The 21,346-nt window shown below is 56.9% G+C and carries 20 protein-coding genes; 10 read left to right on the forward strand and 10 right to left on the reverse strand.

Features of this window, described 5'->3' with window-relative positions; genetic code table 11:
• Positions 1–6 precede the first annotated feature (6 nt).
• On the reverse strand, positions 7–435 hold the full coding sequence (locus AAFM46_RS00385) for a phage holin family protein (RefSeq protein ID WP_283531952.1): 429 nt from the start codon (positions 433–435) through the stop codon (positions 7–9).
• A 66-nt stretch (positions 436–501) separates the two neighbouring features.
• Between AAFM46_RS00385 and AAFM46_RS00390 the strand changes: the two genes are divergently transcribed.
• The 4 genes from AAFM46_RS00390 to AAFM46_RS00405 all read left to right on the forward strand — a co-directional run bounded on the left by AAFM46_RS00390 (position 502) and on the right by AAFM46_RS00405 (position 5,530).
• Complete coding sequence (locus tag AAFM46_RS00390; RefSeq protein WP_343318899.1) at positions 502–1,647, forward strand: histidinol-phosphate transaminase; 1,146 nt, start codon at positions 502–504, stop codon at positions 1,645–1,647.
• Between the two features lie 164 nt (positions 1,648–1,811).
• Entirely contained in the window at positions 1,812–3,146 is a 1,335-nt protein-coding gene (pdhA, locus tag AAFM46_RS00395) for a pyruvate dehydrogenase (acetyl-transferring) E1 component subunit alpha (RefSeq protein ID WP_343318900.1), read from the forward strand.
• Complete coding sequence (locus AAFM46_RS00400) at positions 3,143–4,117, forward strand: alpha-ketoacid dehydrogenase subunit beta (RefSeq protein WP_343318901.1); 975 nt, start codon at positions 3,143–3,145, stop codon at positions 4,115–4,117. The genes pdhA and AAFM46_RS00400 overlap by 4 nt, the downstream gene beginning before the upstream one ends.
• A 12-nt stretch (positions 4,118–4,129) precedes the next feature.
• Positions 4,130–5,530, forward strand: coding sequence for a dihydrolipoamide acetyltransferase family protein (locus AAFM46_RS00405; protein WP_283531948.1), 1,401 nt, complete (start codon positions 4,130–4,132; stop codon positions 5,528–5,530).
• A gap of 92 nt (positions 5,531–5,622) precedes the next feature.
• On the opposite strand, the gene AAFM46_RS00410 is transcribed toward AAFM46_RS00405, so the two are convergent.
• The 5 genes from AAFM46_RS00410 to AAFM46_RS00430 form a co-directional block, all read right to left on the reverse strand.
• Positions 5,623–6,972 carry a PLP-dependent aminotransferase family protein gene (locus tag AAFM46_RS00410; protein WP_343318902.1) on the reverse strand — a complete coding sequence of 450 codons (1,350 nt, stop codon included), beginning with the start codon at positions 6,970–6,972 and terminating at the stop codon, positions 5,623–5,625.
• Between the two features lie 58 nt (positions 6,973–7,030).
• A complete protein-coding gene (locus tag AAFM46_RS00415; protein ID WP_343318904.1) occupies positions 7,031–7,666 on the reverse strand; it encodes a hypothetical protein in 636 nt (211 codons plus the stop codon).
• 162 nt (positions 7,667–7,828) lie between these two features.
• On the reverse strand, positions 7,829–8,941 hold the full coding sequence (gene ald, locus AAFM46_RS00420) for an alanine dehydrogenase (protein WP_283531945.1): 1,113 nt from the start codon (positions 8,939–8,941) through the stop codon (positions 7,829–7,831).
• Positions 8,938–10,368 (reverse strand): ATP-binding protein, encoded by a 1,431-nt coding sequence (locus AAFM46_RS00425; protein ID WP_343318905.1) that lies wholly within the window; start codon positions 10,366–10,368, stop codon positions 8,938–8,940. The genes ald and AAFM46_RS00425 overlap by 4 nt, the downstream gene beginning before the upstream one ends.
• Before the next feature lie 43 nt (positions 10,369–10,411).
• Positions 10,412–10,825 carry a helix-turn-helix domain-containing protein gene (locus tag AAFM46_RS00430; protein ID WP_283531943.1) on the reverse strand — a complete coding sequence of 138 codons (414 nt, stop codon included), beginning with the start codon at positions 10,823–10,825 and terminating at the stop codon, positions 10,412–10,414.
• 34 nt (positions 10,826–10,859) lie between these two features.
• On the opposite strand from AAFM46_RS00430, the gene AAFM46_RS00435 reads away from it, so the two are divergent.
• Both AAFM46_RS00435 and AAFM46_RS00440 read left to right on the forward strand, forming a co-directional pair.
• Positions 10,860–11,912, forward strand: coding sequence for a Gfo/Idh/MocA family oxidoreductase (locus AAFM46_RS00435; RefSeq protein ID WP_343318907.1), 1,053 nt, complete (start codon positions 10,860–10,862; stop codon positions 11,910–11,912).
• 54 nt (positions 11,913–11,966) lie between these two features.
• Complete coding sequence (locus AAFM46_RS00440; RefSeq protein ID WP_343320298.1) at positions 11,967–13,241, forward strand: MFS transporter; 1,275 nt, start codon at positions 11,967–11,969, stop codon at positions 13,239–13,241.
• A gap of 343 nt (positions 13,242–13,584) precedes the next feature.
• On the opposite strand, the gene AAFM46_RS00445 is transcribed toward AAFM46_RS00440, so the two are convergent.
• The gene (locus AAFM46_RS00445; RefSeq protein ID WP_343318909.1) at positions 13,585–15,009 is read right to left on the reverse strand and encodes a DUF2079 domain-containing protein; all 1,425 of its coding nucleotides are present in this window, start codon (positions 15,007–15,009) and stop codon (positions 13,585–13,587) included.
• Positions 15,010–15,065: 56 nt separating this feature from the next.
• A complete protein-coding gene (locus AAFM46_RS00450) occupies positions 15,066–17,453 on the reverse strand; it encodes a DUF222 domain-containing protein (RefSeq protein WP_343318910.1) in 2,388 nt (795 codons plus the stop codon).
• Between the two features lie 270 nt (positions 17,454–17,723).
• Between AAFM46_RS00450 and AAFM46_RS00455 the strand changes: the two genes are divergently transcribed.
• Together AAFM46_RS00455 and AAFM46_RS00460 are read left to right on the forward strand one after the other, a co-directional pair.
• Positions 17,724–18,224 (forward strand): DUF456 domain-containing protein, encoded by a 501-nt coding sequence (locus AAFM46_RS00455; RefSeq protein ID WP_343318911.1) that lies wholly within the window; start codon positions 17,724–17,726, stop codon positions 18,222–18,224.
• A 44-nt stretch (positions 18,225–18,268) separates the two neighbouring features.
• Positions 18,269–18,811: a thioesterase family protein gene (locus AAFM46_RS00460; protein WP_343318913.1), complete on the forward strand. Its 543-nt coding sequence runs from the start codon at positions 18,269–18,271 to the stop codon at positions 18,809–18,811.
• Positions 18,812–18,906: 95 nt separating this feature from the next.
• Here AAFM46_RS00460 and AAFM46_RS00465 read toward each other — a convergent pair whose 3' ends face one another.
• Complete coding sequence (locus tag AAFM46_RS00465; RefSeq protein ID WP_343318915.1) at positions 18,907–19,371, reverse strand: hypothetical protein; 465 nt, start codon at positions 19,369–19,371, stop codon at positions 18,907–18,909.
• A gap of 225 nt (positions 19,372–19,596) precedes the next feature.
• Here AAFM46_RS00465 and AAFM46_RS00470 point away from each other — a divergent pair, with 225 nt between their 5' ends.
• Positions 19,597–20,265, forward strand: coding sequence for a GNAT family protein (locus AAFM46_RS00470; RefSeq protein ID WP_343318917.1), 669 nt, complete (start codon positions 19,597–19,599; stop codon positions 20,263–20,265).
• Positions 20,266–20,338: 73 nt separating this feature from the next.
• Positions 20,339–20,830, forward strand: a complete 492-nt coding sequence (locus AAFM46_RS00475) for an acyl-CoA thioesterase (RefSeq protein WP_343318918.1) — start codon at positions 20,339–20,341, stop codon at positions 20,828–20,830.
• A 9-nt stretch (positions 20,831–20,839) separates the two neighbouring features.
• Here AAFM46_RS00475 and rraA read toward each other — a convergent pair whose 3' ends face one another.
• Positions 20,840–21,316: a ribonuclease E activity regulator RraA gene (gene rraA, locus AAFM46_RS00480; RefSeq protein ID WP_343318919.1), complete on the reverse strand. Its 477-nt coding sequence runs from the start codon at positions 21,314–21,316 to the stop codon at positions 20,840–20,842.
• Positions 21,317–21,346: the final 30 nt, after the last annotated feature.

Below are 21,346 nucleotides of genomic sequence, written 5' to 3' on the forward strand. Positions count from 1 at the left end.
GGTGGCTTATCTGCGTGACTTAGATTTGCCCAGATTGGCCGTGACCATGGAAATTATGCTGATGATCAATGCAGCCAGAATTGCTGTCCAAAAGAAATCATCGATCGAGAACTGCACCGGTGTAAACGTGCTCACCCAGGCGGTCAGCCACAACATGGCTGCGTTGATAACAATGGTGAACAATCCAAGGGTCAAAATTGTGACGGGAAGTGAAAGCATCTTCACTATTGGTTTGACCAACGCGTTGACCACACCGAAAATGAGGCCTATGAACAAATAGGCCAAAATAGTGTTGATGGTGTTGGCAGTCTCTGCAGAACCGCCAACTTCGGTGCCAACAATGGAGTCCGATGCGATATGCATCCCGGGAAGAACCCAGCTAGCAACCCATAGTGCGGCGGCATTGATCACTACTCGAATAACGACTCTAAACATGTGTCCATAGTTTCACATTCCACAGGGAAGGAACCGGCGCGGTGGGCCCTGGCTTAAGCTTGTTGCATGACTGAGACAAACGGCACCGTCCATTCCGGCGTTCAACCCGGCGTCCATCCCGGCATTCAACCGCGCCCCGTTGTGGGTCGACTGCCCAAATACGTTGCAGGCAAACCACCGGAGGCTGTATCGGGGCTTGAAAGTTTCAAGCTCTCCTCCAACGAAAATCCGCTAGGTCCGGTGCCAGCGGTCCTTGAAGTACTGCGGGGGACACTTGACGTTCATCGCTATCCGGACACAAGCTGTACGCTCTTGCGCAATGCACTCTCAAATTTTCTTGAGGTACCCGCTGACGACGTGGTCACGGGGGCAGGAAGCCTGGGCGCGCTGAACCAGATTCTGGCCGCTTTCGCAGGCCAAAATAGCGACGGCAGCCAGGACGAAGTTGTGTACGCCTGGCGGTCCTTTGAGGCATATCCCATCTGTGTGGGTCTGGCTGGTGCTAAGAGTGTGCAGGTGCCTGTGCGCGCGGACGGTAGTCATGATCTAGATGCCATGGCAGCGGCAGTCACCAAGCAGACCAAAGTGGTGCTCTTGTGCACGCCTAACAACCCCACGGGGCCGGTGTTGGGTTCACAAGAGAGCGAGAGCTTCATCCAAAGCATCCCCTCTGACGTGGTGATTGTCATTGACGAGGCTTATCAAGAGTTTGTCCGCGCCGAAGATGCGCTCAATGGGGTTGATCTGTACCGCAAGTACCCCAATGTGTTGGTGCTCAGGACATTCTCCAAGGCGCATGGACTTGCCGGATTGCGTGTGGGCTATTCAATTTCTCAGCCTTCAATCACAGGATTCCTGCGAAGTGTGGCGACACCGTTCGCCGTCTCAGGCGTTGCCGAGCAAGCCGCTGTCGCCTCACTGGAAAACTATGACCAGGTTGTAGAAAGAGTACAAAGTCTTGTCGATGAACGCACACGTGTTGTAGCGGGTCTGACGGACCTGGGATGGGATATTCCGGATGCCCAAGGGAACTTTGTGTGGTTGAACCTAGGCACCAACTCTCAGGAGTTTGCGGGACTAGCGCAAAGTCACGCATTGTCCTTGCGTGCCTTTGGTGATGAAGGCGTTCGTGTCACCATCGGTGAGGCTGAAGCCAACACTCGTTTTCTTGAGATCTGTACCTCCTATACAAAAGAGCCACGACGTTCCTAGCGGTTAACAAAGACGTGCTTTAGAGGTTTGTACCGATACAGTTGTAAATCGAAAACGTATATATATGCGCCCCAGCGAATGCATTCCTGTAGTGGCATATGTCGAGATCAACGTGTCGGGACAGGTCGCATGAGGCCTCCTGAATCGACAGACGAGGAGACAGCATGGGCGCCGCCCAGCAAGCTGCCAATGGATCATCTAGAGCCGACGCCGGCCCGGCAACTTCAGCCGGTTCGGCTGCCTCCGGAGCAGACTCGCCAGCACGCTCCCAATCAGGACGTTCGGAATCAGCACGCTCCCAATCAGGACGTTCGCAAGCCGGGCGTCCCCAATCAGGTGAATCACCTGGGGTTTTGCGTAGCAACACTGTTGGTTCAGATGACTCGGTCCAGCTTCTTGACGAGCACGGAATGCTCCATCATGATGGGGTTTTCAGCCCCTATATTGACAAGCTGAGCCCGGATGACCTGCGCGGATTTTATCGCGATATGGCCTTCGTGCGACGTTTCGATACGGAAGCGACGGCCCTGCAACGCCAAGGCGAGTTGGCGTTGTGGGTTCCGGTCGTTGGCCAGGAAGCCGCGCAAATTGGTTCTGGCCGTGCCATGAACAAGGCTGACTATGCCTTTCCCACCTACCGCGAACACGGTGTGGCGCTGACACGCGGGTTGGATCTGGCAGACCTGCTTAAGCTTTTCCGCGGTGTTTCCAATGGCGGCTGGGATCCGCGTGGAACGAATTTCCACCTCTACACGCTGGTCCTCGCTGCTCAGACGCTGCACGCTGTTGGCTACGCTATGGGCATCTCCCGTGATTTGGCTGCTGACCCTGCAACCGAGCCGGCCGCGGTAGTGGCCTATTTTGGCGATGGAGCAAGCAGTGAAGGTGATGTCCATGAATCGATGGTATTTGCCTCCTCCTATGACGCGCCTGTGGTGTTCTTCTGCCAAAACAACCACTGGGCAATTTCCGTGCCGTTTGAAGTTCAGTCAAGAATTCCGCTTGTCAACCGGGCCAGCGGGTACGACATCCCCGGCATCCGTGTTGACGGCAACGATGTTCTGGCGGTTTATGCTGTGACTCAATGGGCTCTGGAACATGCTCGGAACGGCTTTGGCCCGGTGCTGATCGAGGCCTCAACCTACCGCGTGGGTGCGCACACAACTGCCGACGATCCTACCAAGTATCGTCTGAACGCTGAAGAGGAACTCTGGAAAACGAAAGATCCGCTACAGCGTTTAGAGACGTACCTGCGGGCTGAAAAGTTGGCAGATGACGGATTCTTCGAGCAGCTAAAGAGCGACGCCGATGAGCTGGCTGCACATGTTCGCAGGGCCACGCTGGCGCTGGACGGAGCGGACATCCGCCAGAAGTTTGCCTCTGTCTACGCACAAGCCCACCCCTTGGTGGCTGAAGAGCTGGCCTGGTTTGAAAATTACGAGGCGTCTTTTGCTGATGCTCATACACAGACTTCCGAAACGCAGGGTGGTGCAGCATGAAGACCATGACCATGGCTAAAGCCATCAATGAGGGGCTGCGTGCCACGTTGGCCAATGATCCGAAGAGTTTCCTCATGGGTGAGGACATAGGCGCCCTTGGAGGTGTGTACCGTGTCACCGAGGGGCTGAAAAAGGAATTTGGGGCCCACCGGGTTATGGACACGCCACTTGCCGAATCCGGCATTGTCGGAACTGCTCTTGGGATGGCTCTGCGCGGGTACCGCCCGATCTGTGAAATCCAGTTTGATGGCTTTGTGTTTCCAGCGTTCAACCAAATCACCACGCAGCTGGCAAAAATCCACACCCGTTCAGACGGCCAGCTAAGCGCGCCGGTGGTTATTCGTATCCCGTACGGTGGCGGTATCGGTTCCATTGAGCACCACTCCGAGTCCCCTGAGGCGTTATTTGCCCACACGGCGGGGCTGCGCATCATCACCCCGTCAAATGCGAATGATGCCTACTGGATGATTCAACAGGCCGTTCAGTGCCAAGATCCAGTGATTTATTTTGAACCCAAGCGCCGCTATTGGCTCAAGGGTGAAGTGGACACGGAGAATTCCCCCGGCGATCCGTTCAAAGCCCATGTAGTTCGTGAGGGGAGTGAGGCAACCCTAGTGGTTTATGGCCCGTTGGTCCCGGTAGCTTTGGCTGCAGCTACGGCTGCGGCCGAGGATGGGCACAGTGTTGAGGTGATTGACCTGCGCTCCATCTCCCCGATCGACTTTGATGCCGTTGAAGCCTCCGTGAATAAGACCGGACGGCTGGTGGTGGCTCATGAAGCCCCCACCTTTGGCGGGATTGGTGGCGAGATTGCCTCACGCATCAGCGAACGCTGTTTTTATTCGTTGGAGGCGCCCGCCATTCGTGTGGGCGGCTTCCACATGCCTTACCCGGTGGCCAGTGTTGAAGAACATTACCTGCCGGACATTGACCGCATGTTGGAGGCGTTGGACCGCGCCTTCGCATTCTAGGAAGGCCGCACTATGTCGACCCCGAACCTGTTCAATCTCCCAGATGTAGGCGAAGGCCTGACTGAAGCTGAAATTGTCTCCTGGAAGGTCAAGATTGGCGATGTTGTTGCGATTAACGACGTCCTGGTTGAGATTGAAACAGCCAAATCCATTGTTGAACTGCCCTCGCCCTATGCGGGGATGGTGGCGGAGCTAATGGTGGCTGAGGGTGAAACGGTGGACGTTGGTACCGCGATTATTGCCATCGGTTCCCAGATTTCTGCTCCTGCTTCCGCTACTTCCGCTGCACCCCCGGATCCGGTTGCTGCGGCTCCTTTGGCGGATGCGGAAGGTGATGTGCTCAAACCGTTGGTAGGATCTGGCCCCAAGGCCGACGCCGTTAAACGCCGTCCACGGGCGGGCGCGACACCCGTCAAACTCGCCACGGCTACGATCTCGCACCCACCCGCCGCTGTGCCAGCCCCTGCGCTTGGGAAGTCCAGCCGGGTGTTGGCGAAGCCGCCAGTTCGCAAGGCCGCGAAAGACTTGGGGATTGACCTGGCGGTTGTACCGGCAACTGGTCTGCGGGGTGAAGTGACGAAGAAGGACCTGCTCGGCTATCAGGATCAGCGCACCGCAGCGCGGGATGGGGCCAACAACCATGACGGCCACAACAACCACAACCATCCAGGTGTCACTGGTTCGTTTTGGGCGTCTACCGCAGGATCCGCATTGGCTGATGATCCGCGTGTTGAACGCATCAAGGTCAAAGGCGTGCGCAAGGCGACTGCCAAGGCCATGGTGGAGAGTGCATTTTCTGCACCGCATGTCAGCATTTTTGTTGACGTTGATGCCTCGCGCACAATGGAGTTTGTGAAGCGCTTGAAAGTGTCACGAGACTTTGAAGGCATAAAAGTCTCGCCGTTGTTGATTCTGGCCAAGGCGGTGATTTGGGCAGCCGCTCGGAACCCGTCAGTCAATGCAACCTGGGCCGGGGAGCAGATCATCATTAAACACTTCATGAACTTGGGTATTGCCGCGGCCACTCCGCGAGGTCTTATGGTGCCAAATATCAAGGACGCGCAGGATCTCTCACTGAAAGAGTTGGCGATTGCCCTAAACTCTCTGGCAATAACTGCCAGGGCCGGCAAGACTCAGCCGGCGGACATGCAGGGCGGCTCACTCACAGTGACCAACATTGGTGCACTGGGTATAGACACAGGAACTCCCATCATCAACCCGGGGGAAGTGGCGATCGTTGCCTTTGGCACGATCAAACAAAAGCCTTGGGTTGTTGATGGGGAAGTGATCCCGCGCTGGATCACAACCCTGGGAGGCTCGTTCGACCACAGGGTGGTTGATGGCGACCTTTCGGCCCGGTTCATGGCCGACGTGGCTGCGATCATGGAAGAGCCCGCACTGCTCCTTGATTAAGCGTGTTCTTACTTTGTCCTGTGCAGCACTAGTCAGGGTCCGGCAGTAACCGAACTCCGGCTACTACCAGGCCCTGACTTGGGTCTCAGCGATCAGCTTTCAGGGTGGTTGTAGTTCTCGAGGGCGTGTGCCAAAACCGGGGCCAGACGCTTCACGCCTTCCCGCAGCGCCTCAGCCGGAACAGCGCTGAACGCTAGCCGGAGATTGTTGCTGGGACCCGCCGTTGTTGAAAATGCCGCGCCAGGTACAAAAACCACACCGGCATCGATCCCCGTGTACAGCAAGGGGTACGTGTCGATTCCCTCGGGCAACGTGAGCCAGACGAAGAAGCCGCCTTCAGGGCGGGTCCACGTGACACCCGCTGGCATGAAGTCGTCCAGGGCCGCCAGCAATGCTGCGCAGCGTTCCGAGTACAGTGCACGGTAGGTGCTGATCTGGCCCTGCCAGTCGTAGCTGCGCAGGTATTCACTGACTAAGAGTTGGTTAAATGCTGGGGGGCACAGAGTGACAGCTTCGCTTGCCAAGTAGTAGCGCTGTTTCAGGTGCGCCGGGACAAGCGCCCAGCCGATGCGTAGCCCTGGTGCAAAGATCTTCGAGAATGAGCCCAAATACAGCACGTCGTCGGGGTTGGCCGCGCGCATGGGCTGCGGCAGAACGCCGTCGAACTTCAACAATCCGTAAGGGTTGTCCTCCAGCACTAAAATATTCGCCTCACGGCATAGGTCTACGATTTCCTGCCGACGTTCCGGGGCCAACATGACGCCCGAGGGGTTGTTAAAATTGGGGATCGTGTACAGCAGCTTGATGCGTTTGCCTTCGGCCTGCACAGCGGCGATTGTGCTGCGCAATGCGTCGGGGATGAGTCCCTGTTCGTCCCCAGCCACCGGGCGAACATCAACTTGGTACGCTTCAAAGGTGTTGAGTGCGCCAACATATGTAGGGTCCTCAAGCAGGATCACATCACCTGGATCGCAAAAGACCTTGGCGGCAACATCTTGGGCAGACTGGGATCCGGAAGTGATAACAACGTTCTCAGGATCGGCGTCGAGAATGCCTTCGGCAGCCATAACTTCACAAATTTGGGTGCGCAATTCAAGGGTTCCCTGGCCCCCGCCGTACTGCAGTGCTTCCAAGCCATGCTCAGAGATGATGTTTGCGGCCGTGGCGGCTAGGCGATCCAGCGGCAGAGACTGCAAGTAAGGGTTGCCGCCGGCAAGAGAAACCAGGCCTGGCTGCATTGAAATTTCAAATACATCACGCACCGCCGACTGCTTGATGTTTGCCGCTCGAGCGGACAACAGGGCGTCATGTCTGTGAGTGGCTGCGGCCGGTGTGGTGGAGGGCGTGGACGCCGCTTCGTTTTGAGCCCGGGCCAAAGCGTCGACGGTTTCTTCTGACAGGGTTTCGGCGGCTGCATTGGCGCCGGAGTTTGGAGTGTTCACCAGCTCAGGATATAGCCTTTGTTGCTAAATAGGCATCAAAAGTTTTCGCAGACGTGGGCTATTTCAAACTCAGGGCCTCACTCAACGTTTTCCCGTTGATGGTAATGGCCACAGGAGCTCCCTCCGCCTGTCCTGCCGTCAGCAAAAGCTGCTGCTCAACCCTAGGGATGTCGCACTCTCCGCCCAGGATTAGAGTGCCACGTAACTGTGCCGTAACAGTTCCGCCCGAACGCTCAATCGCACTCACTGAGAGCTCCGAGTTCCACAGTGCATTGTGCAGTCCAGACTGTCCCACCTCCTCTGAATGGTTCTCTAACAGCGTCCGCAATGCTCCCTCGACGGGGTCAGAGAAAGTCACTGATGGGCTCGTCGTGGCAACGGCACTGTCACCACAGCCAACTACCGGGCCCGAGGTCCCGCCGTCGTCTTGGGCAATATAAAACAGTGTCAGTGAGGCGCTGGTGGGTGAGGGCGCCGGTTTACTGCTCGGCGAAGTGGGTTCCGGGGGATTCGCTGAAAGCGTGGCACTTGCCCCATCGGTGGCAGTTGCCAGTGGTGTGCCGGGTGCCACGGCCGAAGACGAGAGCGAACTGCCCGATGCTACGTCGGAAGGCACAGTTCCCGTGCAGCCAACCAAAATCAGAGCAGCACCGGCCAGCAGTGCCAAAGCTGAACACATTGTTCTGCGACGCATGACGGCCTCCCGTTGGATTCGTAAGATCCGCAATATCCCCTGCTCCTAAATTAGAGGGAATTTCTCGTAGTGAACAGGCAACAAAGAGAAAGGAGGTTCAAATGCAATCTGGTTACGCTGGGGTCACGTGCCCTCCCTTGGCGTGGAGCCGGTGCCCGGCGTCTACAACAGCGCTCGCCAGTTTTCCTCAAGTGCAAGACCGTGTGCGCTTGAAACCGAATGGTGGGTGACAGAGCCGCCTGCTACGTTCAGGCCCGCCAGTAGGGCCGGATCAGCCGTGAGGGCGGGCACCACACCAAGGTTGGCCAGCGCCAAGGTGTAGGGCAGGGTCACGTTGGTGAGAGCGTAGGTGGAGGTGTTCGGCACTGCGCCTGGCATGTTCGCTACGCAATAAAAGACTGAGTTGTGCACCATGAAGGTGGGATCTGCATGGGTTGTGGGCCGGGTGTCGGCAAAACAGCCGCCCTGATCAACGGCGATGTCAACCAAAACCGATCCCGGCTTCATTCTCGAAACCAAGTCATTACTCACAAGCTTGGGTGCCCTGGCACCGGGAATGAGCACCGATCCAATCACCAAATCGGCCTGCAAGAGGGACCGCTCGATCTCCAGCGAATTTGAGGCCACAGTTTTTAGCCGGCCACGGTAATGAGCGTCAAGTTCCTGCAGCCGGTCAATGTTGATGTCCAAAATTGTCACGTCAGCACCGGCACCAATAGCCATGGCAGCGGCGTGGGTGCCGGAAACCCCTGCACCCAAAATTGTGACATTCGCCGGACGGACTCCCGGTACTCCGCCTAGGAGCATCCCCTTCCCACCAGCAGGGGCTGTTAGGCATTGGGCGCCCACCTGGACTGAAAGCCGTCCCGCCACAGCAGACATGGGTGCCAGCAGAGGCAGGGTGCGCCCAATTTGAACTGTCTCGTAGGCAATGGCAGTAACTCCGGCGGCCACCAGTGAGCGCGTCAATGCCGGCTCCGCGGCCAAATGCAAATAGGTAAACAACACCAGGCCTTTGCGGAAATACGCATACTCACTACTGATGGGCTCCTTGACCTTCACCACCATGTCCGAACGCGCCCACAACTCTTCGGCAGATGCCACCAACTGCGCACCCGCATCAGCATATTCGGCGTCGGTAATACCAGAACCCTCTCCTGCGCCATTTTGCACCAGCACGGTGTGACCGCTCCGGGTAAGTTCATGGACCCCTGAATTGGTCAGGGCCACACGGAACTCGTTATTTTTTACCTCTTCGGGAACGCCTATGATCATGATTGCTCTTCCTTGCTGGTGGGGTTTCTGGTGCCGCTAGATGGGTGACTGCCCAACTCGGTGCTGCCCAGTAGGTTGCGGGTGAGGGCCTGGTCGTCTGCCATTAGTTGGGCCACGGCCTGTCTAAGATGAGAATCTGCGGGGTCTTCTCCGGCCAAGGATGCGGCCACGACCGCGCGTCGGATGAGTTCTTTTGCGAACGACGCCGTTGTCCCTGCGGACTGCGCCGCTGCCGCCAGCAAAGATCCCAGTGAGAAACCGATTCCGTGAGCATACAGCTGCAAGAGCGCCTTGCGTTCGTGTTCGGAAGGCAGTGGTATTTCCACTGCCAGATCGACGCGCCCCGGGCGTTGCACAAGAGCACGTTCGAGCATGTCTACACGGTTGGTAGTCAATACAAAGGCCACGTCGCAGTCGCTGTCGAGCCCATCCATGGCGTCAAGGACTTCAAAGAGAAGTGGCTGCGGACCGTGGCCAAAGCTCCTGTCCTCGGCAATGAGGTCACAATCTTCTAGAACAACTATTGACGGGGCAAGGGCCCGGGCCATCGTGGTGGCCTCGGTGATACGAGCCAGCGAACCACCGGATAAAAGGACCGCCGTGACCCCCTCACTGCGGCTGAGCAAATAACGCACAGTGTGGGTTTTCCCGGTGCCAGGCGGGCCATAAAGTAACAACCCGCGCTTGAGATGCTGGCTGTGGACGTTGAGTGCTGCGGCGGCCCGCCCAATTCCCAACGTGTGTTCCTCCACCCGGTTGAGCACGCCGTCGGGCAAAATTACCTCTGCGCTGCTCAGGTCGGGGCGAACATTAAACGTTACGCCAGCAATACTTGATCCGTAGTCACTTCCCACCAGGGAGATTACTTGGCCCTTGAAGACGCTGCGCTTCTCCATGCCAGTACGTACCCCAGCCAACAACGCAGCTGCTGTTGAAGGGTGCAGTGCCAGGACCTCAAGGGAAGCGAATTGGCGGCCAAATTGTGGATTGGCTGCACGCTGAAGCACGGCCACAGGAGAGCCTGCATAGTTAAAGAGCCACAGTCCCATGGCCACTACTTGACGCTGCTCGACCGGGCCCACAGCCACGTTCGTGTAGTCCGGCTGAGAGAGTGGAAAGTTGTTGTAAGAAACTGCGTGCTGGATCATGTCGCTGAGTGACAAGTGGTTTCGCTGGTCGTTGGCTATGCCCAAGAGCTGGCTGTTCGGATCGGCAGCAGCCATTTCAGCCAAGAGGATGTCAGCATCGACCAAACGGTGAGAGGGGATTTCTTCCACGACAACGCTGAGCTGGACAGGTGGGATGCCCAGATGATCGTTCAGCTCCTCTAGGAACCGTCCGCCATCGGGCAAGGCCGTTGATTCTTTTTGAGCCAACGCCACAAGGGCAGCGAAGTCAGCGATGAATTTCCCCACGGTAGCGTCCATGGGCTGACACTAGCAGGGTGGACTCCTGCGCGGACCAGGCAGGCTACTCGTTAGCTGTTTGTGACGGATCTTGTGAGGGATCTTTTGGTGGCACACCCTTTTGTGTGGATAACCAAGCCATGATGTCTTGCCGGTGAATGCGCCTGTGCGAGCCACGGTATTGCACGCCTACTTCCCCTCGATCCGTGAGGTTGCGCAGGAATGTGTGTGAAATTCCCGCCAACTCCGCAGCCTGTGAGGTGGTGAGTAGGTCGGCAATACTGGCCACGCTGACAGTATCTCCACGGGAGAGGCGGGACAGCAGATCCACTACGGCATCCCTAGAGTTGCCGCCGAGACGGTGTGCAGTTCCGTCCACAAACACTGTCACGTCTCCCTCGCCGGTAAGGGTCCGTGCTAGCGCGGCCTGCTCAGATGGTTCCAGTGCCGGACTGACTTTAGGGGCATGTAATGTCATGGAACAAATAGTAGCCCGAGCTAAGGTAAGAGCCATGACGCCAAAAATCCGCACTGCACTCCTAGGATTTGGGCTGGCAGGCAGTGTTTTTCACGCGCCGTCGCTGGCCTCACTGGAGCAGTTCAGCCTCGATGTGATTGTGACCTCGGATCCGGAACGCCAGGCGGCTGCCAAGGCCGCGTATCCGAATGCTGCAATCCTCACCCGGCTGGAGTGGGATCGCACGGGAAGCCAGGAGAACATCGACTTGGTGGTGGTGGCAACCCCGCCCGCCACACATGTTGCTCTTGCCACCATGGCACTTGAATCCGGGTGTGCCGTTGTTGTTGACAAGCCTTTTACGCTGACAAGTGTAGAAGGTGAGGCGTTGATTGCGCTGGCCAAGGAGCGTGGGCAGCTTTTGACGACCTATCAAAACCGTCGCTGGGACGGGGAGTTCTTAACACTGCAAAAACTACTCGGCGAAGGTGCTCTGGGAGAAGTGCGCAGATTTGAATCCCGGCTTGAGCGGTGGCAACCGGATATCACCAAAGCGTGGAAAGCGCAGGCGAGTGCGGCCGACGGCGGAGGGTTGCTTTTTGATCTCGGCACACACCTCATAGATCAGGCACTTGAGCTGTTTGGCCCCGTGGCAGCTGTCTATGGAGAACTTGCTGCGCGGCGACCAGCGGAATTAGCCGACGACGACGTTTTCGTGGCACTTCGGCACGTTAGCGGCGTGATTTCACACCTCTGGATGAATCTCAATGTTGCGCAAAAAGGACCGAGGTTCCGTGTTCTGGGTTCGGAATCTGCGTACGTAAAAGTGACTGCCGATATTCAGGAAAATCAAGTGATGGCGGGCATCCTGCCAGGAAATCCTGAGTATGGAGTAGACCCGCAGGAATGTTGGGGCCTGCTTGGCCATGACGGAGTCGCGATGCCCGTGCCAACTGTGCGCGGTAATTTCGCCTTATTCTATGAGCTACTTTCTGCGGCCGTCCTCTCCGGTGGAGATGTTCCGGTGGACCCAGCAGATTCCGTGGCGTCGTTGCGCATCATTGAACAAATTCGAAACACCAGCGATCAAGGACGTGTTGACGGGTAAGCTGAGGCGGATACTAGTGTGACAAGGCACCAGGCGGGGAAGGCTGAAGTCACCGTGAAGTACAAACATACCGAGGGTCTCCCTCAACAGGGGCCCGGTAATACGGCCTTGGCTGAGCCAACTAGCAATGTAAAACACCGGTGGACTGCCTCCATAGTGCTGGTCAATGTAGGCATCAATGCAGCATTCTTTGGTCCTATCCAGGTATTGCTTGGACAACAGGCTGCAGATTTCAGCGAAGCTGACAAGGAAGGCATTCTAGCGCTGGTGACAGGTGCCGGGGCTGCTGTGTCACTTGTTGCCAACCCACTTTTTGGTACGTTCAGCGACAGAACAACCTCACGGTTTGGCCGGCGGGTTCCATGGGTGTTCATCGGAGCCCTGTTGGGAATCATTGGATTGTTAGGTCTGGCTGGGGCACCGAGCATTGCCGCCATGACATTACTTTGGTGCGTTGTTCAATTGGGTGCAAACGGTGCGCTCGCGGCCACGACGGCCGCCATTCCAGACCAAGTTCCGGTGCGACAGCGCGGCACCATTGGCGGGCTCGCTTCGATGGGCACCGTGGTGGGAATCCTTGTGGGCGCCGCTATTGCTGCAGGAGTGGCAGGGAATTTCTCGCTTGGATTCATTATTTGCGCTGTGGCCCTGTTGGTTGGCATGGTTCCTTACTTGTTCTTGGCAAACGACCAAGTGCTTGATGCGCGGGACAAACCACCCTTCACGTGGCCGAATTTTGTCAAGGGCTTTTGGATCTCCCCGCAGCGGTACCCTGATTTTGCGTGGGCGTGGATCACCAGATTCCTGGTCAATGTGGGCAATCATTTGGTGACTTTGTATTTACTCTTCTTCCTGACCGATGCTGTGGGTTTTGAGAACCCGGAATTCGGTGTTTTGATACTCACCGGTGTCTACGCCGTGCTGACGTTAATCACTGCAGTCATTGGTGGACGGTGGACAGACAGGGTGGGCAAACGTAAACCATTCGTCATCGCATCGTCAGCCATCATCGCCTTAGCTGCGCTGATCTTGGCGTTCTTCCCAACGTGGGCCGGTGCGCTCGTGGGAGCTGCTGTCCTAGGGATTGGTTACGGAGTTTACTTGGCTGTTGACTTCGCACTTCTTACGCAAGTTCTGCCGTCGGCAACCAGTCGGGGCAAAGATATGGGAGTGATTAACGTGGCGAATTCTCTGCCACAGGTCATTGCGCCGATTATTGCTTGGCCGCTTGTCACAATTTTCGGTGGCTACGTGACGCTCTATGTTGTAGCAGCTGTCATCGGACTTTTGGGTGCTGTTTTCGTGGTGAAGATAAAGAGCGTCGATTAGGGCACTGGCTCCTCGCCGATCCAGTTGGTGGAACTTTGGGCTCTGCGGCCCCGGAAACGACGGTCAGTGCCTATTCGGACCGCCCTCAGTTTGAGGCTGTTTCTATTCCAAATTGGGACGGGGTCTATGGGGTTCTTAGGGGCACGGCACTATGCACGGAATTGCGGATGAGTGAGAGAATTTCCACTCGTTCGAGCAGATTCTCAACCCCAAGGCCTAGAAGCTGGAACCTACGAGCCTGGGACCTACAAGCGCTCCTGCGGTGAGCTTATTGATACCGCACGGAAGACGCTAGCCACTATCTGAGAATCAGCGGTGCTGCCACGAAGGTGGTAGCTCTGCTCTACTGGCGTTGAGCCACTTGATAACGTGCGTCTGCAAAGACGGTGGTGAAACGGGTGCCAGGGAAGCGCTGTTCGGCCTCAGTGGCCGCGGTTGTAGGAGTAATGTCGGAGCGCCCGGAGACATCAATCAGTACGTAATCTGGAGCCGGATTCTTATTGCCGATCCAATAAACTTCGGTTCGGTCGGTCAGGTAACTCATCAGTGAGATATCTGTCTCGACGCTCACGCCGTCGGGCACTGCCGCCAAGGCCCTCTGTGAAGATGCCGCTGTGGTGAGCGGGAAGTTCTTATCTGGATGAGCCAGTTTCCCAAACGCGTATTGGCTCGTCAGTACAATGGAAACCAGCAGAATACTTATGCCTGCAAGTTGTCTTAGCCGAATAGAATTGAGTAGTTTTCGGCGCGAGAGCGCATCAATGGCAGCGCAGAAAACAATCGGCATGAGCACCGCACTGTACTGCCATTCCTGGCCCCAATAAACGGGCAGATCCGAGAGGAAGCGCCATGCCAGGGTGGGTAAGACGATCAATATCAAGGGAGATAGTAGGGCGAGTCCGGCTGTGATGAGCAGAAGCAGCAGAACTGTTGTGACCTTGTCCGGGTGGAAAAGTGAGCCCGGGTCGCGGAGTAGCCCATTGATATTCAGCTGGCTTTGATACGCCCACTGGTCCCCGGGGTTCATGGCCGGCAAGATGACTTTGGTTGCGAGCACAAACCAAGCAACACCCCAGAGGGAGAGCCATAGGCCTGCTGCGGTCCGGGCGCGCCATGCCATGACAAGGCCGATAACAAACACTGTCAGACCCAGATCTTCTTTGACAAACACAAGCAGGGACGCCCAGATCCATACAGATCGCCACCGCTCGTCAAGTAGGGCAACTAGTGAGAGTGCCAGCAACGGGACCGCGAAAGCAACCTCGTGGAACTGGGAATCGACCGCTGATGCCAGTCCCCAGCTCAGCGCGTAGCCGATCCCGATGCACACGCCGGGGAGTTTTCCTAGCCGCTTAATTGCGTAGTGGCACACAATCAGGACGGAGAGGGCCAGCAATACGTTTTGTATCACGAGCAATGTATAGGCGCTGGGGAATAGGCGATAAACGGGTGCGAGAAGGACGAGGAGGGGGTGGAAGTGATCGCCTAATAGGTTGTAACCCTCGCCCTTGAGGCTCACGATGGGCGGACTGAAGTTCGCGTAGGACTTGGCCAATTGAGTGAAGATACCCAGATCCCACGAGCGGATGGTGAAGCTCCGCCATTGCAGCCAGGAGAATATTGAATACACGGTGAGAGAGAGTATGCCCACCAAACTGGAAAGGATGATGGGGTGCGTGGCCGAGCGGGCAAAAGCTGTAGGTCGCCGCAGAAAGGCTGAGGCAGAGCGGGCACCTGCTGGGGGGATGTTCTTTTGCAGTGTGGTCACACAGAAAGTCTAGGCCGCAGGTACTTCACTCCCGTGCATTGTTAACGCCGACGTGGCTACTTGTGGCGTTTTTTGTGGTGTTTGGTGGTGTTTTCTTTTGGTGGGTTGAGGGTGTGGTTGATGTGTTTTTTGAGCCAGGTGGGGTATTGGGTGCGTTGGGGTTCTTGATGTTGGGGTTTTTGGTAGTTCCCTGATGGGGTGATCCAGCCGATGCGTCCGTCGGGGGTGGGTTGAGGGGTCCAGCCACGAAGACGAATGTTTTGCCGGTGTGGTTCTTGATAGCGGCGGTAGTTACCGTGGCGGTCTTTATCGTCCTTGAAGTGCTTGAGGCGGTGGTGACGTGCGCAGGCAGGGCGAAGATTAGTCATGGCCGTGGTCCCCCCGTGTTCCCACGCGTTCAGGTGATCCAGCTCAGTGTCCATTACTGGATAAGGACAATTAGGGATGTAACAACCCCCAGTCAGGGCTTGCAGCACAGCTTTTTCAGCGTTGCTAAGTGTGTACCGGTCAGGGTTCAACGCTAACGCTTCCCCACTGATCGGATCGGTGAGCACGCGCAGGAACGTGTGTGAGGCTGCCATGAGTTTCCTTGCGATTTCTTCTGGTACCGGACCGGTGCCGATACCCACAAGCTCCGCGGGCTCATCAGTTATCCCTAACAAGCCCAGGAAAGGAACCTTCAGGAGAATCAATGCCTTTGGTAGCGGCGGATCCGTAATGACTTTCCCCTGAGCCAGTGCGTGAAGCTGGTCTAAGTATTCTTGTTGCTGATCTTCCACGATCCCGTCAATGACCCCATTGACGAAACCTGACCCATCCCCCACTAACTCCCCCACCACCAGAACATCCACCCCAACATCTACACCAGCATCTACACCACTATCGCCAGCGACGTCCTGGGCAAGGGCAGGGTGCGCATCATCCACCGCACTGCCCTCACCACCTAATCCCCTCCCAGCCCCCTTCTCAGCCGCGGGGCGCTCTTGAACAGGGAGGTACCCCTGAATCGGGTTACCTGGATTATGCAGGGAGTCAGCCTCACGTCCAAGGCAGGATTCACGCACGTCACCACCTATGGCACCACCACCTATGGCACCACCGCCTGTGGCATCACGGTCTTTGGGGTCAGGGTCTGTGGTTACGTGAGTGTTGGGGTCAGGATCTGTGTGTGTCCAGATAGGCTCCGGATCAACCAACCTCACCCCAAAGCCCGAGCTAAATCCCCCGGAACTACTCTCGCTAGTACAGTGCCCGGAAGTACCAGCACTGCCACCGCGGTGACCCCAGTCAGGAGCGTTGCTGCTGGTGCTGGTCTTGCTGGTGCCGGGCCTGGAACTGCTGTCAGGAGCGTTGCTGCGATCGTTGTTGTTCCGATCGTCGTTGTTGCGCTCAGGAGCGTTGGTGCTGGTGCTGGTCTTGCTGGTGTTGTTACTGCCGGTCTTGGTGTAGTTGTTGGCGGGTAGTTCTTGGCCCATCAGTAGTAGTGCAGCAACGTCAACACGAAGTTGATCCAGAGTTCTGTATTCCCCACGATCTCCCCCAACCCCATTCCCAGAACCGGAACCATGACCGGAGCTGGGGTCGGGGCCGGGGTTAGGGTGTGGTGTGGGGTGGGTGTTGGTGTGGTTTTTGATGGCTCGTGCTGTGCGGGTGCAGTGCGTCATGATTCCTGCTGCGGCCAGGGTGGGTAGATGCAGGCTTAGCCAGGACATCCCGTCGCGGCCTTCTTCGCAGAACATTTTACGCCGTGTGAAGGCTTCCTTGGTGGCGGTGGTGAGGGTATCTGGGAATGTTGACTCACGGGCCCGGCGGGCTTTGGAGGCAAACACTGATGCGGTAGCCCCGGGTGCTAGCACCAGCAATCGGGTCTGGAAAGCGGCGACTTCAGGGGCACTGATGCCACTGCTCTCTTTGACAGTGGTGATCTCATCAGCGATCGTGCATGCGTGCCGCCAAGATAAAACCCCTGCTTGTAAAGCCTTGAACGTGACTGGGTGTTTTAGAACCTCCACGCAGTGATGCGTGAGTGCGGCAGCTGTTCGTTCAGGGATCCCTAAGACCAAAGCTGCTTCCAACACGGCACTACTTTGCGCTAGTGATGATTGGTTCCGGTCTAGATCAACTAAAACTCGTTCTACTTCTACCGCACCCATTAATCGTCCCAACAGGGCCGCTTTACACGCCGCGGTAGCGTCTTCTAAACGCTTCACTACCGCCAAAGCGGCGATAGCACCATCATGAACACCACGCACCACACCTAACTGAGAGGGCGGCTCCGGCTGTGGCGGGGGAAAGCCAATCAGTGGCGGTAATCCTGCCAAGGATGGATTGTCAGTGCCGAAGGGTTCAATAGAAGGAAGAGCGGCTATCGCACCAAGGAGTGCGGCCACATCCTGTGTGGCTTCCTCGCCCCGTTCCCCGGGGGCCATCACCGGAATACTCATACCACAAGTCTACGCCCGTCGTGACCGAAACGCTATAGTTCCTAGAAGAAACATTCTAAGCAATATCTACTCAGACCCCACCACGCCTCAGCTACACAAGCCGAAACCCGAGCCGTACCCACCCCCACAACGCAAGAACCGCCGTCGTCCCCCAACCAACAGCACCAAGCATTGGAAGTCCGCAGGAAAAGCGCGCAAAGGGATTTGGCGCAGGGGGAGCCACCTTCACAAAAGCAGTAAGCCGCAGAAAATAAATGGGATCATTGCAGGATGGACGCTCAGATTATTTGGACAATTATTTGCGGATTGGCAATAGCGGTTGGGGCCGCGGGCATTATCATTCCCGTGCTTCCTGGCAGCATATTGATCGCCGTCAGCCTGTTCGTTTGGGCGCTGGTGTTGGGGTCTCCGCTGGGGTGGGTTATTTTCGGTATCGGCTTACTGTTTGTTGCGGCGGGCATGGTCTCGAGTGCTGTGCTGACGGGCCGCGTCATGAAGGAACGCTCCATACCTGGGCGGTCTGTGTTGATCGGCGTGGTTTTGGGCGTTGTAGGTTTCTTTGTAATTCCAGTGGTGGGCTTACTGGTGGGCTTTGTTCTGGGCCTGTTTCTCTCGGAATTTGCTCGAAAGAAAGAAGTGGGACCCGCTATCTCTTCATCGCTTGCAGCTTTGAGGGCCATGGGGCTGGGGATACTGGCAGAATTTGGCTTTGCGGCCATGGCCGCAGGCACGTGGGTCACAGGGGTTTTGATTTACTTTGTAAACAGGTAGACATGCTCAAGCTGCATTATGTTACTAGCAAGTAACATGTAGTCATGCACCTCTTATTGCGTACTCTCTTTCATATTTTCTGTTCATGGCGCAGACCTCCCGCGACACTGTGGGGCAACTCGAGCGTGCCCATGCGTGTATGGCCAAGCGACATAGATGTAGCGCGTCACCTGAACAACGGTATGTACTTCTCCCTGATGGATTTGGGCCGTATGGATCTGATAGTCCGCAGCGGGGCATGGAAGAAAATGCTGCGCCGGGGCTGGAGTCCCGTATCAGGGGCGGAAACTATATCTTTTAGAAAGTCGCTGCAACTGTGGCAAAAATACTCCATGGAGACGCGGATTATCGGCACCGATGAGCGGGGCTTCTATTTTGAGCAACGAATGGTGGTAACTGGCGAGATTTACGCTCAGTCCATCGTGTGGATGCGCTTTGTAGGTAAGGGACGACCCATCCCCATGGAACAGCTGCTTGAGGTCTTTGGGCTGCCGCCGCAGGGTCTCCAGCTTCCAGCATGGGTGCACCAATGGCAGGCAAACAATGCGCTGCCCAGCGCCCGCAACCCGGCTCCACACAATTGGTGAGCCAGAAGGTGTGAGCTAAAAGATGTGCGCCACAGTCTTTACGGGCCGCGCAACTGGGTGAAGCGCGCTAGTGAGCCGCCTGGGGAAAGCCAACTCTAGGGGACGTCGAATGCCACGTTGATGTTCGCCATCCTGCCGCCGCAGCGCTCGTTGCCTGACACGCGTGTCCAGTTCAGTGCCGTGGATTGGGTAGCCAAGAGCTTGCCGTCTTGGTCGTAGACCCTGAAACTAACAGCTGTGGGAGGTGGCGCACCCAAGACCAGCAGCCACGATCCGTCCCTTTGCTGGGTGAGGATGCGCGAGTCTCCGAGAGAGCTCTTGGCGAACGTGGGAGAGGTCGGGACACAATCCGCGTCCGGACAAGCAGTGACTGCTGCAGCCTTGACGCTGCCGCTGTTTCCCAATGACAGTGAGAGGTTGTTATCCCATGTGGGAGAGGGGCACGGGGCGCTGTCGCGGTCCAGTACTATTGCGCCGATGATGAAGGCCATACAAAAAGCGGAAACGAGTGGAACCAGAATGAGTTCCACGCGTCGGCGAGTTGTTGGAGCGGCAGGCATGAAGCCATGTTATCGAACGAGTCTGACTGTTTGCCGCGAGAGATAGCGCCTGAGGCGGCTCCTGAACTAGGGCCTGAACTAGGGCCTGAACCAGCGCCTGAACCGGCCTCTGACCAACGGTTCAGCCGGCTCGAACACCTAGCAGGACGCGGGTGGGGAGCGCAATATATCTATTGGCAGATGCTGTTCGGGCCTGACGCGGGGGAATTCCATTAGGATCTGAACATGTCTTGTGAGACTTCAAAGGTCCCCATCCCCGCACAGCCGATCTATCCGTTCCATACTCAAGTCCATGCTCAAGTCCCTGCCAAAGCGCCTGCCAAATCCTCTGCCAAGGCGCCAGCAGACTGCGGGGCGGAAGACATCCGCCTCCGCCCCATCGCGGTGGCGGATGCGCCGGCCGTGAACGCATATAGGTCGCTGGCAGAAGTGGCAAGATATCTCCCGCACCCTCCGCAGTCCTTGGTCGACACCGAATTGACGGTTGATGCAATGGTTGCCCAACGTGATTTTGCCACCCCCGGACAGTGGTTGGATCTGGCCGTTGAGCTGGGATCTTCCCCTGAAATCGTGGGAGAGGTACTGCTGAAGTGGGATGGCGATAATTGGCGGCGGGGAGAAATCGGTTTCGTTTTCAGCCCCACAGTCCAAGGTCGCGGTGTGGCCTTCGCTGCATGTACCGCAGCGTTGGACCTTGCCTTCAACCACTTTGGATGGCACCGGGTAGAGGGGATTTGCGATGACAGGAATGAAAAGTCAGCATCCCTGATGACCCGGCTGGGGATGCGCTTGGAGGCCACATTTGTGGAAGCTGACTGGAGCAAAGGCGAATGGATTACCCTCCGCCACTACGCCATCTTGAGCCGTGAATGGCCTTTCCATGAACCAGACTGAGGCCGCACGGCAGCGTGATGACTGGCTATCGTGCCCGAAGTAAAGATGTGCCAGGAGAAAGAGGCGGATTGAAATGAAAGTTGTGCAGGAAAAGTTCGACGACGGCCAGCGGCTCACGCTGGCGGTGCCCATGCGCTGGGGAGACATGGACGCCTATGGGCACATCAACAACGTAGAAGTTCTGCGCATCCTCGAGGAGGCCAGGGTGCATGCCTTTGGCCCTCCATCGGGAACCGGGCTCCCTGGAACTGATGTGGAGATGCCCATCTTTTCCGAACTGGCCGCCGGTGTGCAGGCACTAGTGGTGGAGCACAGGGTTAGATATCTGGCCCAGTTGAATTACCGCAACGTTGCGGCGAGCGTGCAGTTGTGGATCAGTGCCATAAAGGGGGCAAGTTTCACAGTGGCTTATGCCATTTTTGATCCGGTCACTGAAAGTAAATGCGTCATAGCTGAAACTGTGCTGGCGTTCTTCCATGAACCTAGCAATACCTTGGTGCGACTTCCAGCGGAGAAGAAGAACCAACTGGAGCCCCTACGCGGACCAGCTAACTTCAAACCCTGAGTCTCTCAGCTATGTAAGAGGCGGGGCCACAAGGATTCCGTCGGGGTCGGCGTAGAGCATCGCTCCGGGAACAATGATGACATCACCCAAGCTGACTGGGACATCAACGCGGCCTATACCGTTTTTACTGCTCTTGGCAGGATTTGTGCCCAGGGCTTTGATGCCTAGATTGATGGTTCCAAGCACCACGCTGTCACGGACGCAGCCATGGATAATGACTCCGGCCCAGCCGTTGTCCACAGCGAGTTGGGCGATCATGTCTCCCATCAGGGCAGTACGCAGTGAGCCGCCGCCGTCGATAACCAAAATGGCGCCCTCGCCGGGAGTTGCCAAAGTTGCCTTCGCCAAGGAATTGTCTTCTAAGCACTTGACGGTGCGGGCCGGGCCGCTAAACGCGGCGACAGCACCGAAATCCCGAAATTGGAGTGACACCGAGGTTAACTCTGAACCGCGCTCGTCATAAAGATCTGCTGTAGAGATGGTCATGGGGCTCCCAAAAATAAAGGTTGTTAGCTG

The sequence above is a fragment of the Arthrobacter sp. TMP15 genome (assembly GCF_039529835.1).
In the GTDB taxonomy this organism is placed as follows: Bacteria; Actinomycetota; Actinomycetes; order Actinomycetales; family Micrococcaceae; genus Specibacter.